The following is a 14,702-nucleotide window of genomic DNA, read 5'->3' as shown; positions in this document are numbered from 1 at the left end:
CCGGGCCTCCTGGCGGTTGGTTTGGGTTTGCACCGCCAATTGTCCGGGTAGGTGCCGGATGAACAACCTACTGAGAGATCACACCTAGCCCCTAGCCCCTAGCCCCTAGCCCCTAGTATCTAGAGACTGCGGCGCTAGCCGCCCGTCATCGACATGAAGCGGACGACCTGATCCGGTTTTTCGTTGAATTCATGCCGTTCGGGTTTTAAGGCAATGGCCTTGACGATGTGCTGTTCCAGTTCGGCATCGCTGATCCCGGCGCGCAGCAGTTCGCGCAGCGGATAGCTTTCTTCCTGACCCAGGCACATGTACAGGGTGCCGTCCACGGAGAGGCGTACCCGGTTGCAGGTCTCGCAGAAGTGCTGCGAGATGGGCGTGATAAAGCCGATGCGCAGATCGGTGCCGGCTACCTGCACGTAGCGGGCCGGGCCGCCGCCGGGCATCATGCCGGGTATCAGCTCGTACTGGTCGGCCAGGCGCGCCTTGACGTCCTGCAGACTGATGTACTGATCGGTGGCGGCGCGGCCGGTTTCCCCCACCGGCATGGTCTCGATAAAGCGCAGGGTAAAGTCGTGCTCGATACAGAATTCGACCATCTCCTCGACTTCATCGTCATTGACCCCTTTCATCACCACCATATTGATCTTGATGGGATGAAAGCCCGCCTGTTTGGCGGCCATCAGGCCGTTGATCACCTTCTCCAGCTTGCCCTGGGTGATTTCCTTGAAACGCTCCGGCCTGAGGGTATCCAGACTGACATTGATGCGGCTGACGCCGGCGTCGAACAGGGCCTGGCCGTGCTTGTCCAGGCGGGTGGCATTGGTGCTCAGCGACAGATCCTCGATCCCGGGCAGGGCGGCCAGACGGCCAGCCAGCGCGGGCAGGTTCTTGCGCACCAGGGGCTCGCCGCCGGTGATGCGTATACGACGGGTGCCGAGCCGGCCGAAGGCGCCGATGACCCGCTCGATCTCGTCCGGGGTCAGCCAGTCTTCGGGCTCTTCGAAGTCATTGAAACCTTGCGGCATGCAGTACTTGCAGCGCAGATCACAGCGGTCGGTGACCGAGAGCCGGACGTATTCGATGCGTCTGCCGAAGGGGTCGATGAGGTCTGCCATAAAAAATAACCGAGTGGGGTGTGCCGGAAATCATTCGATTATAGGCGAAAATTAGCAGTTTGTAATGTACTGAAAAACCATGAAAAATCCGGTGCGACTCGACTGGCGGCGTCTCTTTTTCTGTTTAAAACAGAGGAACTAATCCCCTGGTATAACAGTGGATATCGACGTTTCTCCGGGCCTGACCCCGAGAAAAGTAAGTTAGTACTAACATGTGACGCAGTTCAAATTTTGTTCAAGAATCGAGGCAGGTCGCCGATATTAGCAACTACTGATATTGGTAAGGGAATACCCCTGGCTAACCTATGGCAAACCGTTACTCATGAGGCCTGCCTGTGTTCACGCGACCGCTTTCTTTACGCCAACGAATGATCCGGGGTACCGGCCTGATGCTGGTGCCGCTGTTGTTGCTCGGCGGCGCCGGTTATCTGCTCTATCTGCAGACCATCGACGCCTTCGAGTCCGCCATGCAGCAGGGATTGCAGATCGGCATGCCGGTGGGTGAGCTGCGGCGCGGTATATTGCAGCTGAATGTGCCCGTGGACAGATACCCGTCGAGTGCAACCCCGCAGGCGGGTGAAACGTTCGAGCAGCGGATCGAAGCCATTGACCGGCAGTTTGCAGTCCTGCGGGACGCTTCCAGCTCGCTGGCGGGGTATCAAGATGGTATCCGACGCGCAGCGACAAGCTGGAAGGAGCTCGCGGCTTCTGGTGAGGCGATCCTCGAGATGCAGCGCAGCGGCCAGGATGTGCCGCCGACAGCCACCCTCCGTTTTGAAAGGCAGCGACAGGTGACCAGTGAGATACTGGGCGAGGTGTATGCCACGCTGTGGAGCGAGATCCGGCGTAAGTATCAAAATGCCCGGCGTGATCAGCGGCAGATTCAGATATTGCTACTGGCCATATTGATCACCGCGGTAGGAGGGGCGTTGATCGTCGGCAACCGTTTGGCACAACACCTGCTGAAGCCGTTGGCGCAGCTGCGCATAGGTACCGAGCGTTTTGGCCATGGCGATCTGAGTCACCGGATCAAGCTGGAGAATGCTGATGAATTCGGTCGACTGGCCAGGACATTCAACGAAATGGCGGATCAGCTGGAATTTCTCGCCGCCTACGACAGCCTGACCGGTCTGTTGAACAAACGCGAGTTCGAACTTCGTCTGCATGACGAGGTGCGTCGCACCCGGCGAACCCGCCATCCGTTTGTGCTGTTACTGTTGGATATCGATTATTTTAAACAGGTCAATGATACCCATGGTCACCCGGTCGGCGATCATGTCCTGCGTAAACTCGCCGGCCTGTTGCAAGGCGAGGTGCGCGAGGCCGATTACGTGGGTCGTTACGGCGGTGAAGAGTTCATCATCCTGCTTACCGAGACTTCCGAACAGGATGGCAGTGAAACCGCGGAGCGGATCCGTCAGTCAGTGGAAACGGAACAATTTGATGTTAACGAGGATATTAATATCTGGCTCACAATGAGTATCGGACTGGCCTGCTATCCCGATGATGCCGTCAACGCCGACGCGCTCATCGAGCGTGCCGACGTGGCGTTATACAAAGCCAAGGATGAAGGCCGCAACCAGGTGGTGGCCTTCAGCAACAGCTAATCATATATCCAGGTTAGCGGAATTTAACGCGGAGGACGCGGAGTCGCGGAGCCGCAGAGAAGATACATGATAAATTACCTTTGGATAATGCCCGGTAAGTTTAATGGCGATAGCTCGAAAACGTAATTGACATGGAAACGAACACTCCGCGCCTCCGCGCCTCTGCGTCCTCCGCGTTATTTCCAGTGATTCTGAAAAGTGGTGTGTAGCTTTCAGGTGCGTGAGGTTTTGTCATTACCGGTTTCACGCATCATCATGGCCATTTTGACCAGGTCGGCGATGGAGCGGGCCCGCATTTTTTCCATTACCTTGGCACGGTGGACTTCGACGGTTTTGACACTGATCCCCAGTTCACCACCCACATCCCGGTTCGGTTTGCCGGTGACCACCCGATCCATGACCTCCTGTTCACGGGTGGTCAGGTTGTCATAACGGGTTTGCAGGTTTTCCAGTTCCGCACGCTGTTTGAGCCGCTGGCTGTGCTTTTGTACCGCGCTCTGGATAGTATCCAGCAGGAGCTGGTCGTTGAACGGTTTTTCGATAAAATCGACGGCGCCATTTTTCAGGGCCCGGACCGCCATGGGCACATCACCGTGGCCGGTAACAAACACGACGGACAGATCAATGCCCCGTTCGGTGAGAATGTGCTGTAAATCCAGACCACTGATGCCCGGCATACGCACATCCAGAATCAGACAGCCGAGGGAATCTTCAGTGTAATTCTCCAGAAATTCGTTGGCCGAGGCGTAGGTCCGGATATTCAGCCCGACCGACTCGATTAACCATTCAATGGATTCGCGCACGGCCTGATCATCATCGACTACGTGGATTGTCGCTTGTTTCATTATTGTACTAACTGTCTGGCCCTCCACCGGTGTCATCACTCCTGAGACCGGTTGGTGAATTTGGCCTTGAATAGTCCATTTTTCAGGCGCTCTCATGTCGATCGGGCAGTAGTCAAGTCGGTGGCCGGAGTGGGCCCCGGAAAAACCCGTTGAACTGTCAGAGATATCGGCAGTGTGATGCAGTTTTCAAATATTTTTTGTTCAGAGCTGTCATGACATGTCATGGGACGGGAACAGGATCGCGTCTATCCAGCGGTTTGACACGCTTACAGCATATAGAAGGTGGCCGGGGGAGGTTATTGGGGATTACCCTGAGTTTTGCGTGGCAAACAAAAAAGCGCATCCGGGGATGCGCTTTTTTGCAGGGTGGCGCCCGGGAGGGGCCGTCAGATGGTCTGGTAGTACAGATTCTGGGGATGGTTGGCCTGGGCAAAAAAGAACCAGCGCTCGAAGAGCAGACCGATGTACTGGACCACGAAGGCGGTGGCCAGCAGCGGGACGCTGGCGGTGCTGAAGCCGGCCCACAACAGGAGCAGCGGCACCGGGAACACCAGCACCAGGAAGATATACTTGATCGACTTGAACCAGGCGGCGCTGGCGCCGTGGAAATATTCCCGGGTGTTATAGGAGCCGCCCATCATACCCATGGATTTTTGGACCACGGCGTTGTGCCGCATGCCGATGGCACTTTGCACCGTGGATTTGTATTTGATCCGGGCGTTGCGATAGAGCGAGGCGGCGCGGCTCAGCAGACCGGCGAGGGTCAGGATCACCGCCCAGGTCCCGTAGAAGCCGATCAGGCCGGAGCCCTGCCAGGCGGCCAGGGCGGTGGCCAGGGTGAAGCCGGAGGCGGCACCCAGCAGGGTATAGTTGATCACGGTCAGGACGCTGGCCCACTCCTGCAGGAACTTGATGCTGGCGTAGATCATGCCGGTGGCGATATACAGGATAAATACCGCCAGGGTGGTGATCACGCCGACGATCAGCGCCGGTTGATTCGGAATCGCATTACCGAACCAGTTCGGATGCCAGCCGCTGAAGTGCAATAGGCCGTAGATGAAGACCAGCCCCATGACCGCCGGCAGAATGATGACTTCCCGCGACAGCCAGGAGGTACGCCACTGGCTGGCGGCGCGCCAGGCCCGTTCCGGGCGGCCCAGGTGCCAAAACGACGCCGCCAGGCCGCCGATCATCAGGCCCAGGGCGATGACACTGCCGGTGATATAAAAACTGCTCTCCTGGGCAGGCAGCAGATTGACCGCGGAATACAGCTGACCGCTGAACAGCGCCAGAAACAGCCCCTGACCGGCCCCGATCAGGGTAGTAAGAAAGATAACGGAAAATGCAGGATGCATAAAAATTCTCCAAACAAATACTAGTAACTCGCCCCTAGAACCTAGAGCCTGTTTTACAAGAGCCAGTCGTCCAGGGTGACGTCCTTGGTGGTCTTGTGCCGGATATCCTCTTTCTTGAGCGGATTATCCACACGCACCAGTTCGTCCTCGTGGATGTGCATCTTGGTCTTGCGCCGCGGCAGGTAGTGGTTGGCCGGCTTGGTGCCCCATTCGGGCATCAGCTGGTAACCGCCCTGTTCGCGGATCGCGACCGAGACTTCCGAGTCGGGATCGTGCACGTCACCGAACAGTCGCGCGTTGGTCGGGCAGGCCATGACGCAGGCCGGCTTGCGCTCGGCTTCGGGCAGGGACTCGTCGTAGATGCGATCCACGCACAGGGTGCACTTGGTCATCACCTGCTCTTTTTCGTCCAGTTCGCGCGCACCGTAGGGGCAGGCCCAGGAGCAGTATTTGCAGCCGATGCATTTGTCGTAGTCCACCAGCACGATGCCGTCGTTCTCGCGTTTGTAGCTGGCACCGGTCGGGCAGACGGGAACGCAGGGCGCGTCCTCGCAATGCAGGCAGCTCTTCGGGAAATGGATGGTTTCCGTGTTCGGGTAGTTGCCCACTTCGTAGGTCTGCACCCGGTTAAAGAAGGTCCCGGTGGGGTCCTTGCCATACGGATTGTCGTCGAACAGCGGACCGGCGGCGCCGGAGGTGTTCCACTGCTTGCAACTGGTCACGCAGGCGTGGCAACCCACGCAGACGTTCAGGTCAATCACAAGTGCTAGTTGGGTCATATCACTAAACCTTTATCGGTGCATTCTCAAACAAAGCGGCGGGCGACGTCCCGTCGCCCGCGGTTCTTTGCGTTATCAGTTCTTTTGATTATTAAACAGGCCGGCAAAGTACTGCAGCCACTTGCGACGTGGCGATGTACCGGGCACGGCCTGCATTTCCTCGTACTGCGGGAAGGTGACCGGTTCGTCGCCCTCGGAGGCCGGATAGATCCGGACCCGGACGTCGTACCAGCCGGCCTGGCCGGTGACCGGATCCGAGTTGGAGAGATGGTCGCCCTCGGCGCTGGCGGGTAACTCCTCGCTGATCACGTGGTTCAACAGGAAGCCCTGCTGGGACTCGTTGGCGTCCTTGTCCAGGTTCCAGGCGCCGCTGGCCTTGCCGATGGCGTTCCAGGTCCAGATGGTGCCGGGCTCCACCGCCTCGGAGTAGCGACTCAGGCAGCGCACCTTGCCGTGCATGGACTCGATCCACATCCAGGACTCGTCCTCGATACCGGCGGCCTTCGCCGTCTGCGGATGCAGATAGAGGTAGTTGTAGGCATGGATCTGGCGCAGCCAGGCGTTTTGCGAATCCCAGCTGTGGTACATGGCCATCGGCCGCTGGGTGATCGCGTTGAGCGGATACTTGTGCTTGTCGCTCAGCTGCGACTCCAGCGGCTCATAGTAGAACGGCAGCGGATCGAAGAAGGTTTCGATGCGCTTGCGCAGATGCTGGGGCGGCACCCGGCCGCCGGGGTTCTTGTCCTGCGCCGCCAGGCGGAACTTCTGCAACACCTCGGAATAGATGTGGCAGTTGATCGGCTCGGCATAGCGGGTCAGACCGTTGCCCTGGGCCCACTGCAGGTAACCCTGGTTCCAGTTACGCATGTACTGGTACGACTTGGGCAGCTCGTAATGGAAGACGCAGTTGTTTTTCTCGTACATTTTCCACTGGTCCGGGTTGGGCTCGCCGCGCATGGCCTTCTCGCCACCCTTGCCGCGCCAGCCGGCCAGAAAGCCGATGCCGGAGCCCGGGGCGGTTTCGAAGTTGGTGACAAAATCCGGGTAGTCACGAAATTTGCGCGTCCCCTCGTTGTCGACGAAGGCCGGCAGCTTGAGCCGCGAGCCCAGCTCGATGAGCACTTCCTGGAACGGCTTGCACTGGCCGGTGGGCGGAACCACCGGAATGCGGACCGAGTCGACCGGGCCGTCGTATTCAGAGATGGGGCGATCCAGCATGGACATGACGTCGTGACGCTCCAGATAGGTGGTATCCGGCAGCACCAGATCGGCGTAGGCGACAGTCTCCGACTGGAAGGCGTCGGCGACCACCAGAAACGGGATCTTGTACTCGCCGTCCTCGTCCTTGTCGTTGAGCATCTTGCGCACTTCGTCGGTGTTCATGGTGGAGTTCCACGCCATATTGGCCATGAACAGCAGCAAGGTGTCGATGCGATAGGGATCGCCGCGGTGGGCGTTGGTGATCACGTTGTGCATCAGGCCGTGGACGGAGAGCGGATGCTCCCAGGAGAAGGCCTTGTCGATGCGCACCGGCTGGCCCTGGTCGTCGACGAACAGATCGTCCGGGTCCGCCGGCCAGCCCAGCGGCATGCCGTTGAGCGGCGTATTCGGTTGCACGTCGTCCGGCGAGGTCGGGTTCTTCGGGCAGGGCGGAATCGGGCGCGGGAACGGCGCCTTGTGGCGGAAGCCGCCGGGCCGGTCGATGGTGCCGAGAATCGACATCAGAATGCTCATGGCGCGAATGGACTGGAAGCCGTTGGAGTGGGCGGCCAGACCGCGCATGGCATGGAAGGCGACCGGATTACCGGTAACCGACTCGTGTTCGTTGTCCCAGACATCGGTCCAGGCGATCGGCAGTTCGATCTTCTCGTCGCGCGCGGTGATGCCCATTTCATAGGCCAGGCGGCGGATGGTCTCGGCCGGGATGCCGGTGATGTTCTCGGCCCATTCGGGGGTGTACTGCTGGACCCGCTCGGTCAGCATCTGGAAGGCCGGTTTGACCGGAGTGCCGTCGGGCAGTTTGAACTCGCCCAGCAGATAGGGATCGGCGCCCGGCGTATGGGTGGAGATCGGCTTGTTCAGATCCCGGTCCCACCACAGCTTGTTCTGCGGATCAAAGCAGCCTTCCTCTTCGGGCACCTCGAAACGGACGAACATGCCGTACTCACTGCTGTTTTCGTCCAGGTTCACCAGCTCGGCGGAGTTGGTGTAGTTGACCAGAAAGTCGCGGTCGAACAGCCCCTGCTTGATGATCTCGTGGGTCAGGGCCAGCATCAGCGCGCCGTCGGTGCCGGGTTTGATCGGCACCCATTCGTCGGCGATGGCCGAGTACCCGGTGCGTACCGGGTTGATGGAGATAAACCGGCCGCCGTTACGCTTGAATTTGGACAGCTCCATCTTCAGCGGGTTGGAATGGTGATCCTCGGCGGTGCCGATCATCACGAACAGCTTGGCCCGTTCCAGATCCGGTCCCCCGAACTCCCAGAAGGAGCCACCGATGGTGTAGATCATGCCTGCGGCCATGTTGACCGAGCAGAAGCCGCCGTGGGCGGCGTAGTTGGGGGTACCGAACTGTTTGGCGAACAGGCCGGTCAGTGCCTGCATCTGGTCGCGCCCGGTGAACAGGGCGAATTTCTTCGGATCGGTGGCGCGCAGATGGCTCAGGCGCTCTTCGAGCACGTCGAAGGCGTGATCCCAGCTCACTTCCTCGAACTCGGCGTCGCCGCGGTTGGAACCGGGCTTGCGCATCAGCGGCTTGGTCAGACGCGCCGGCGAGTACTGCTTCATGATCCCCGAGGAGCCCTTGGCACAGATGATGCCCTTGTTCAGCGGGTGATCGGGATTACCCTGAATATAGCGCACTTCCCCGTCACGCACGGTGACGCGAATGCCGCAGCGGCAGGCGCACATATAACAGGTGGTGTTCTTGGTTTCAGTGCGCCCCGCGGGCTTCTGAATCGGGTCGTGTATTACTGCCATCGTCAAACCTAGCCTTTTTAATGGGGTGCGGGATTATAGGGAGACCCCCGCACAGTGACTAATCAGCGTTATTAAAAGGTTATAAGATAATTATATACTAAAATGATTATACAATAACCGTATCCATCCGGGGATAGTGCGTGATCCCTGACTCTATCCTTGGCGAGATAGCAAGGCCCGACTAACCATCTGTTTTTTATCGGGGTTTTAGCTTGTGCGCGGCGCGGTGAAACTATAGCGGATTGAGCTCGATTTTAAACCCTGCCACGGGGTTCGGATCCAAAATAAAATTCACTTATATTTAGATCGAGTATAACGCGCTCAAAAAATCGTCATTTCACCGGTTCTGTTGCCCTGGTTGGGGTTGGTGCAAACAGCTTCCACGCCTGCGTCGCCGGACAAGCCGGGCTTGTCGTCACCGGAGCAGGCGCCCGTTCGCATCAGGCGGGTGAGCCCGCCGATGCCGATCTCGATCAGGGGGACGGGTATACCAATATATAAGCTCTCGGCCGAACGCTTTCCTGTTTGGGCGCGGGGACAGGCAAGGCGGCCATAACCCTGACGGAATGGGGCCGCAGCGTCCCGGCGGACAAAATCCGGGCATCGGGCTGCGGCGCGTTCCCGTGCCATGGTACGTATCTGGCAATAAGTTATTCTTTTGACTAGAATTTTAGCGCTAATATGAATTTTACAGTCAGTCATGGCAGAATAGATCAACAACATTTCACTGCGCCGGCACGGCCGATGTGATCCGGAACACTTGCCCGAATGCAGTGAAAATAATGGATGATTCATTGAATTCTTCTGAGCCAACAAGCCGTACAGCCCGTCGGGCCAGGCTTCTGTCAGCGTCTGATGGGGGTTCCGTCCGCAAGTCGCTGCGTGAACGCCTGCGCATTCTCACCTTGATTCCGCTGTTTTTTGTCGCCTCGCCGGCGAGCGCCATTGAGCTGGAGAGCGATAGCGATGTGGCGACCGCCGGCTATTATCAACTGAAATGGGAAAATGGGGACAAAGAGGTTCGCTTTGAGATCGAGGAGGCCGATAACCCCGCGTTTGATGAGGCGCGCGAACTTTACCAGGGCCGCGATCGCGCGACCGTGGTCACCGGTCGCTCTGACGGCATCTATTATTACCGGGCCAGAACCGTCGGGGTGGACGGATCGACGGGCGATTGGTCTGATACCGTGAAGGTGGAGATAGACCATCATCCCCTGTCCCGCGCCCTGGGGTTTTTCAGCGCCGGGGCGATTGTGTTCATTGCGATTCTGGTCGCCATTTTGATCGGCAACCGTCGCTATCATATCAAGGAGTCTGTGTGACTTTATCGATTAATACCACCCGCCTGCAGCAGGATATTGAAACGCTCTCGGCCATCGGCCGACGGGAGGATCATGGCCTGTACCGTATGGCCTTTACCGAAGGCGACATGGAAGGCCGCGCCTGGTTCAAACAGCAACTGGAAGAGGCCGGGCTGGAAGTCTATGAAGACGGGGCGGCCAACATCCATGGCCGGCTCAACTGGGACGATGAAACCCCGGCGGTCGTCACCGGCTCGCATCTGGATACGGTCCCCGCGGCGGGACATCTGGATGGCGCGCTGGGTGTGCTGGTGGGACTGGAGTGTCTGCGCTGTATCAAGGAGCAGAATCTGCCGCTGCGCCACCCGCTGGAAGTGATCTCCTTTACCGATGAAGAGGGCCGTTTCGGCGGCATGGCCGGCTCCCAGGCGATCGCCGGTCAGCTGACCCCCGAATCGATTCACCAGGCGGTGGATCTGGATGGGGTGACACTGAGCGAGGCGATGCAACAAAACGGCTATGATGCCATGCATGCGTTACACGCCCGTTACCGGCCGGAAGCGATTCACGCCTTTGTGGAATTGCATATCGAACAGGGACCGATTCTGGATCAGATGGGACTGAGTGTCGGCGTGGTGGATGCCATCGCCGGCCTGTTCAAATGGGAGGTGAGCCTGATCGGCACCGCCAACCACGCCGGGACCACGCCCATGCATATGCGCAACGATGCGTTTCAGGGGCTGGCGGAATTTTCCAGTGAGATTCAGCGCATCCTGGAAGAGAACGGTTCGGCACGCAGCGTGGCCACCATCGGCCGGGTCGATATCAAGCCGGGGGCGCCCAACGTGGTACCGGGGCGGGTCGAGTTTTCCCTGGAAGCGCGCGATACCGACGCGCATACCCTCGAGGATCTGCAGCATGCGTTTCGCAAGGCGTTGTCGGCCATCGCCCGGCGGCGCAATCTGATGTTCGAATTCAAGATTTTAAGCGAGATTGATCCGGTCAAATGTGATCTGGGTCTGGTCAATGATCTGGAAGAGGTGGCCAAACAGTTGAAGCATGAACCCTTGATCATGGCCAGTGGCGCCGCCCACGATACCCAGATGATGGCCCGCATCGCCCGCGCCGCCATGGTGTTTGTGCCCAGCAAGGGCGGACGCAGTCATTCCTCGGCCGAATGGACCGAACTGGTGGATATCGAGCGCGGCGCCAATGTGATGCTCAATGCGCTGTATAAAATAGCCGGAGAACAGCAAGTATGACCGATGAGACATATGATCTCAGTGAAGATCTGGATCTGAACCCGGAATTTCTGGAAGTCGATCCCCTTGAGGAAAAGTACCGCAAGTCGATTACCCCGGTTCAGGCGATCCAGCAGTCGCTGGAGGAACATCATACCGCCCTGCTGGTGATCGATTTGCAATATCTGGATGCCGCGCGCGGGTACGGCGTGTTTGCCAATGTGGATCGGGAGCAGATGCCGCATGAGGCCGAGGAGTTCTATTTTGACTCGCTGGAGAATACGGTGTTGCCCAATGTGCGGCGCCTGCAGGACAGCTTTCGCGCCAACAAGCTGGAAGTGATTCATATCCGGATTCAGTCCCTGACCCGGGACGGGCGGGATCGCAGTCCCGGCCACAAGCGGCTCGGCCTGCATGCGGCGCCCGATTCCAAGGAGGCCGAGTTCCTCCCGGAAGTCGCTCCTCAGGGTGATGAGATCGTGATTAACAAAAGCGCCAGTGGTGTGTTCAATGCCACCAATCTGGAATATGTGCTGCGCAACATGGGCGTCACCGGCCTGTTTGTCTGCGGTGTCTATACTAACGAGTGTGTCTCCACGACCATTCGCGATGCCAGTGATCTCGGTTTCTATACCACGTTGATCGCCGACGGTTGCACCACGGTGACCCCGGAGCTGCACACGGCGACCATTCGTACGGTCAAGGATCGCTACTCGCGGGTCATGACCACCGATGAAGCGATCAAGGAGATCAATAAGGTCGTGGCATGAATAGCGTCAACTCCGCGATACTCGACGCCAATGTTGGCTGGTTGATCCTGGCGATCTTCAGCGTCATCTGGGTCTGGCTGGGCTGGTTCTGGGGACGCAAGGCCAGGCATCTGGACGACTACATGCTGGCCGGCCGCCGGGTGGGTATGGCGCTGGGGACCGCCACGGCCATGGCCACCTGGGTGACCAGCAATACCACCATGGTGGCGCCGCAACTGGCTTTTCAGCTGGGTATCTGGGGCATGCTCGGCTATTCACTGGGGTCGGTCGGGCTGATGCTGTTTGCGCCGCTGGCCCGGCGGATTCGTCAATTGCTGCCGTTCGGTTATACCAGCGGTGACTTTATCCGCCTGCGTTACGGAACCTGGACCTGGCGGGTCTTTCTGGTGATCTCGCTTTGCTATGCCATCGGCTGGTTGATCAGCCTGGGCATGGCCGGCGGGGTGTTGATCCATGCGCTGACCGGGATCGATTACCGGCTGGGAATGACGGTCATCCTGACCATTTGCGTGTTGTACACGCTGCTGGGCGGGTTGCGGGCGGTCATCGGCACCGACTTTATCCAGACCCTGCTGATCATCGGCGGTGTCGTGGTGCTGGCGATCCTCACCATTAACAAGATCGGCTTTGATGCCATGCATGAAAGCCTGCTGGCCGAGCGCCCGGAACTGCTCAACCTGCTGATGCCGGCCGCAGTCATGTTCCTGTTCAATAACCTGCTGTTCGGTATCGGCGAGATATTCCACTCCAATGTCTGGTGGTCGCGCGCCTTCGCCTTTCGCAAGGATGTCGGCTTTCGGGCCTATCTGCTGGCGGGGATCATCTGGGTGCCGATCCCGATCGTCGCCGGATTTATCGCCCTGGCCGCGCCCGCCCTGGGGTTGAACGTGCCGGCCGCGGACATGGTCGGACCGATGGTGGCGGCGGAGCTCCTCGGCTTCGGGGGCGCGGTGCTGGTGTTTATTATTGTCTTTTCGGCACTGGCCTCCAGCCTCGACTCGCTGCTGGCGGCAACCAGTGACCTGGTTCTGCAGGACATCTATCGCGGACACCTCAACCCCGGGGCCAGTGATGAGAAACTGCGCATTATGGCCAAGCGCATCGTGATTATACTGGGGATTATTACCTGGTTGATCTGTCTGCCGCGTATCACCACCCTGGCCAGCCTGCTGCATTATCTGGGCGCATTTGTCGCCAGCACCATCTGGCCGGTTGTGGCTGGACTATACTGGAGAAGGACCACGGCCACGGGGGCGCTGCTGGCGATGCTGCTGGGTATCGGCAGCGGGCTTCTGGCCTATCATTTCATCGGCTTTTATGTGGCGGCACTGGTGTCCGCCGTGGTTTCGATGTCGGTGGTGTTGATTAACACCGCTATGTCACATAGTTGGTTCGACTGGGAACAGTTACGACAGAGCAGGGAGGGCAGTCCATCATGACCGCGGGTGTGACGGTTCTCGCGTGGGTGGTGACCGCCGCCGTGGCCATGTCCGCGGTGACACCACTGATACTGATTTATTTATGGATAAGAGACTGGAAAAAAGAACAGTTATGGTAGATAAAACACATCCCAAACTTGATGAACGTATCGAGCCCGGTAACTGGACAGACGGGCTGGATATGCCGATGTCGCTGATGGATCAGATCCCGGAGGATCCGGCCTCCCTGGCCGATCTGGCCAACCGGTCGGTGGTCTCGGGCAAACAGTTCAGCCGCGAGCAGGCGATCCAGTTGTGTCGGCTGGCGGCCAAATTCGAAACCACCCAGACCATGGGCCAGTTTCCGCTGACAGGAAAAATCCTGATCAGCGCCTTTTACGAGCCCAGTACCCGAACCCGACTCTCGTTTGAAAGTGTCTGGCACCGGCTGGGCGGCGACGTGATCTCCATTACCGATCCGTCGACCACCGGCGTGGCCAAGGGCGAATCGCTCCACGATGTGGCCGAGATGATGAGCCATTACGGTGATGTGGTGGTATTGCGTGACTCCAACGAGGAGGCCATCTACGAGATGCTGGATGTGTTGCGCATCCCGATCATCAATGCCGGCAACGGCACCGACGAACACCCCACCCAGGCGCTGGCGGATATCTACGCCATCGCCAAATGGCGGCCGGAGTTTTTAATGGACAACCCGCCGGCGGACAAGAAGATCCGTATCTGTGTGATCGGCGTGCCGGGACGGATGCGCACGGTACGCAGTCTGCTGTCGTTCCTGGCCCTGTTCAGCCCGGCAATCAAGGAGGTGGTGATCATCTGTAATGCCGATCAGCCCTTCTCCAAAGGTCAGAAGGAAGAGCTGGAGGAAGCCGGGCTCAAGTTGCGCGTGACCGCCGATCTTGACGCCCAGTTGCCGGATACGGACGTGGTTTATATCAACGCCATCGCCTGGGTCGGCGACAGCTATGAAGAGCTGGGTACCGAGTATCGCCTGAACGACAGCTCACCCCTGAAGGACGGTTCGATCATCCTGCATCCCCTGGCACGGGGCGAAGAGCTGGCAACCGATCTGGATAACACGGAACATAACTGGTACTTCGCACAGGCACGCGGCGCGGTCTATGTGCGCATGGCCATCATGACCAGCCTCGTAAGGTTCTAGGTGCCAGGTGCCAGAGGCGTAGGTCAGGTTGCGCGCAGCGCTACCTGACATTCTCCTGACGACTGACGATTCAAGACTTACGACTTACGACTTACGACTTAATAGAGGT

At 58.7% G+C, this 14,702-nt stretch carries 13 protein-coding genes; 7 read left to right on the top strand and 6 right to left on the bottom strand.

Annotated elements, in window-relative coordinates; genetic code table 11:
- Positions 1-134: 134 nt before the first annotated feature.
- On the bottom strand, positions 135-1,115 hold the full coding sequence (gene moaA, locus EDC23_RS12165; RefSeq protein WP_134084960.1) for a GTP 3',8-cyclase MoaA: 981 nt from the start codon (positions 1,113-1,115) through the stop codon (positions 135-137).
- A 335-nt stretch (positions 1,116-1,450) separates the two neighbouring features.
- Here moaA and EDC23_RS12160 point away from each other — a divergent pair, with 335 nt between their 5' ends.
- The gene (locus EDC23_RS12160; protein ID WP_134084958.1) at positions 1,451-2,722 is read left to right on the top strand and encodes a GGDEF domain-containing protein; all 1,272 of its coding nucleotides are present in this window, start codon (positions 1,451-1,453) and stop codon (positions 2,720-2,722) included.
- Positions 2,723-2,934: 212 nt separating this feature from the next.
- Here EDC23_RS12160 and EDC23_RS12155 read toward each other — a convergent pair whose 3' ends face one another.
- The 5 genes from EDC23_RS12155 to EDC23_RS12135 all read right to left on the bottom strand — a co-directional run bounded on the left by EDC23_RS12155 (position 2,935) and on the right by EDC23_RS12135 (position 9,403).
- On the bottom strand, positions 2,935-3,567 hold the full coding sequence (locus EDC23_RS12155) for a response regulator transcription factor (protein ID WP_317622983.1): 633 nt from the start codon (positions 3,565-3,567) through the stop codon (positions 2,935-2,937).
- A gap of 386 nt (positions 3,568-3,953) precedes the next feature.
- Positions 3,954-4,922 (bottom strand): dimethyl sulfoxide reductase anchor subunit family protein, encoded by a 969-nt coding sequence (locus EDC23_RS12150; protein WP_134084954.1) that lies wholly within the window; start codon positions 4,920-4,922, stop codon positions 3,954-3,956.
- Between the two features lie 53 nt (positions 4,923-4,975).
- Positions 4,976-5,701: a 4Fe-4S dicluster domain-containing protein gene (locus tag EDC23_RS12145; RefSeq protein ID WP_134084952.1), complete on the bottom strand. Its 726-nt coding sequence runs from the start codon at positions 5,699-5,701 to the stop codon at positions 4,976-4,978.
- Between the two features lie 75 nt (positions 5,702-5,776).
- Positions 5,777-8,659, bottom strand: a complete 2,883-nt coding sequence (locus EDC23_RS12140) for a molybdopterin oxidoreductase family protein (RefSeq protein ID WP_399359416.1) — start codon at positions 8,657-8,659, stop codon at positions 5,777-5,779.
- Positions 8,660-9,001: 342 nt separating this feature from the next.
- Positions 9,002-9,403: a hypothetical protein gene (locus EDC23_RS12135; protein WP_134084948.1), complete on the bottom strand. Its 402-nt coding sequence runs from the start codon at positions 9,401-9,403 to the stop codon at positions 9,002-9,004.
- Positions 9,404-9,462: 59 nt separating this feature from the next.
- On the opposite strand from EDC23_RS12135, the gene EDC23_RS12130 reads away from it, so the two are divergent.
- Genes EDC23_RS12130 through EDC23_RS12110 form a run of 6 tightly spaced genes read left to right on the top strand, consistent with a single transcriptional unit; the run spans position 9,463 to position 14,593 of the window.
- Entirely contained in the window at positions 9,463-10,002 is a 540-nt protein-coding gene (locus EDC23_RS12130) for a hypothetical protein (protein ID WP_208321369.1), read from the top strand.
- Positions 9,999-11,243 carry a Zn-dependent hydrolase gene (locus EDC23_RS12125; RefSeq protein ID WP_134084944.1) on the top strand — a complete coding sequence of 415 codons (1,245 nt, stop codon included), beginning with the start codon at positions 9,999-10,001 and terminating at the stop codon, positions 11,241-11,243. The genes EDC23_RS12130 and EDC23_RS12125 overlap by 4 nt, the downstream gene beginning before the upstream one ends.
- Positions 11,240-11,992, top strand: a complete 753-nt coding sequence (locus EDC23_RS12120) for a cysteine hydrolase family protein (protein ID WP_134084942.1) — start codon at positions 11,240-11,242, stop codon at positions 11,990-11,992. Before EDC23_RS12125 ends, EDC23_RS12120 begins: the two co-directional genes overlap by 4 nt.
- The gene (locus EDC23_RS12115) at positions 11,989-13,431 is read left to right on the top strand and encodes a sodium:solute symporter family protein (protein ID WP_134084940.1); all 1,443 of its coding nucleotides are present in this window, start codon (positions 11,989-11,991) and stop codon (positions 13,429-13,431) included. Before EDC23_RS12120 ends, EDC23_RS12115 begins: the two co-directional genes overlap by 4 nt.
- Positions 13,428-13,550, top strand: coding sequence for a hypothetical protein (locus tag EDC23_RS14340; protein ID WP_279585928.1), 123 nt, complete (start codon positions 13,428-13,430; stop codon positions 13,548-13,550). Before EDC23_RS12115 ends, EDC23_RS14340 begins: the two co-directional genes overlap by 4 nt.
- Entirely contained in the window at positions 13,544-14,593 is a 1,050-nt protein-coding gene (locus tag EDC23_RS12110) for an aspartate/ornithine carbamoyltransferase family protein (RefSeq protein WP_134084938.1), read from the top strand. Before EDC23_RS14340 ends, EDC23_RS12110 begins: the two co-directional genes overlap by 7 nt.
- Positions 14,594-14,702: the final 109 nt, after the last annotated feature.

Source organism: Thiohalophilus thiocyanatoxydans, from assembly GCF_004366735.1.
GTDB lineage: Bacteria > Pseudomonadota > Gammaproteobacteria > UBA6429 > Thiohalophilaceae > Thiohalophilus > Thiohalophilus thiocyanatoxydans.
This window is presented reverse-complemented; position numbering and strand designations above follow the sequence as displayed.

Coding starts and splice junctions, on each gene's coding strand:
- moaA (WP_134084960.1), bottom strand. CDS start 1,115: ATGGCAGACCTCATCGACCCCTTCGGCAGACGCATCGAATACGTCCGG.
- EDC23_RS12155 (WP_317622983.1), bottom strand. CDS start 3,567: ATGAAACAAGCGACAATCCACGTAGTCGATGATGATCAGGCCGTGCGC.
- EDC23_RS12150 (WP_134084954.1), bottom strand. CDS start 4,922: ATGCATCCTGCATTTTCCGTTATCTTTCTTACTACCCTGATCGGGGCC.
- EDC23_RS12145 (WP_134084952.1), bottom strand. CDS start 5,701: ATGACCCAACTAGCACTTGTGATTGACCTGAACGTCTGCGTGGGTTGC.
- EDC23_RS12135 (WP_134084948.1), bottom strand. CDS start 9,403: ATGTTGTTGATCTATTCTGCCATGACTGACTGTAAAATTCATATTAGC.
- EDC23_RS12130 (WP_208321369.1), top strand. CDS start 9,463: ATGGATGATTCATTGAATTCTTCTGAGCCAACAAGCCGTACAGCCCGT.
- EDC23_RS12120 (WP_134084942.1), top strand. CDS start 11,240: ATGACCGATGAGACATATGATCTCAGTGAAGATCTGGATCTGAACCCG.
- EDC23_RS12115 (WP_134084940.1), top strand. CDS start 11,989: ATGAATAGCGTCAACTCCGCGATACTCGACGCCAATGTTGGCTGGTTG.
- EDC23_RS14340 (WP_279585928.1), top strand. CDS start 13,428: ATGACCGCGGGTGTGACGGTTCTCGCGTGGGTGGTGACCGCCGCCGTG.
- EDC23_RS12110 (WP_134084938.1), top strand. CDS start 13,544: ATGGTAGATAAAACACATCCCAAACTTGATGAACGTATCGAGCCCGGT.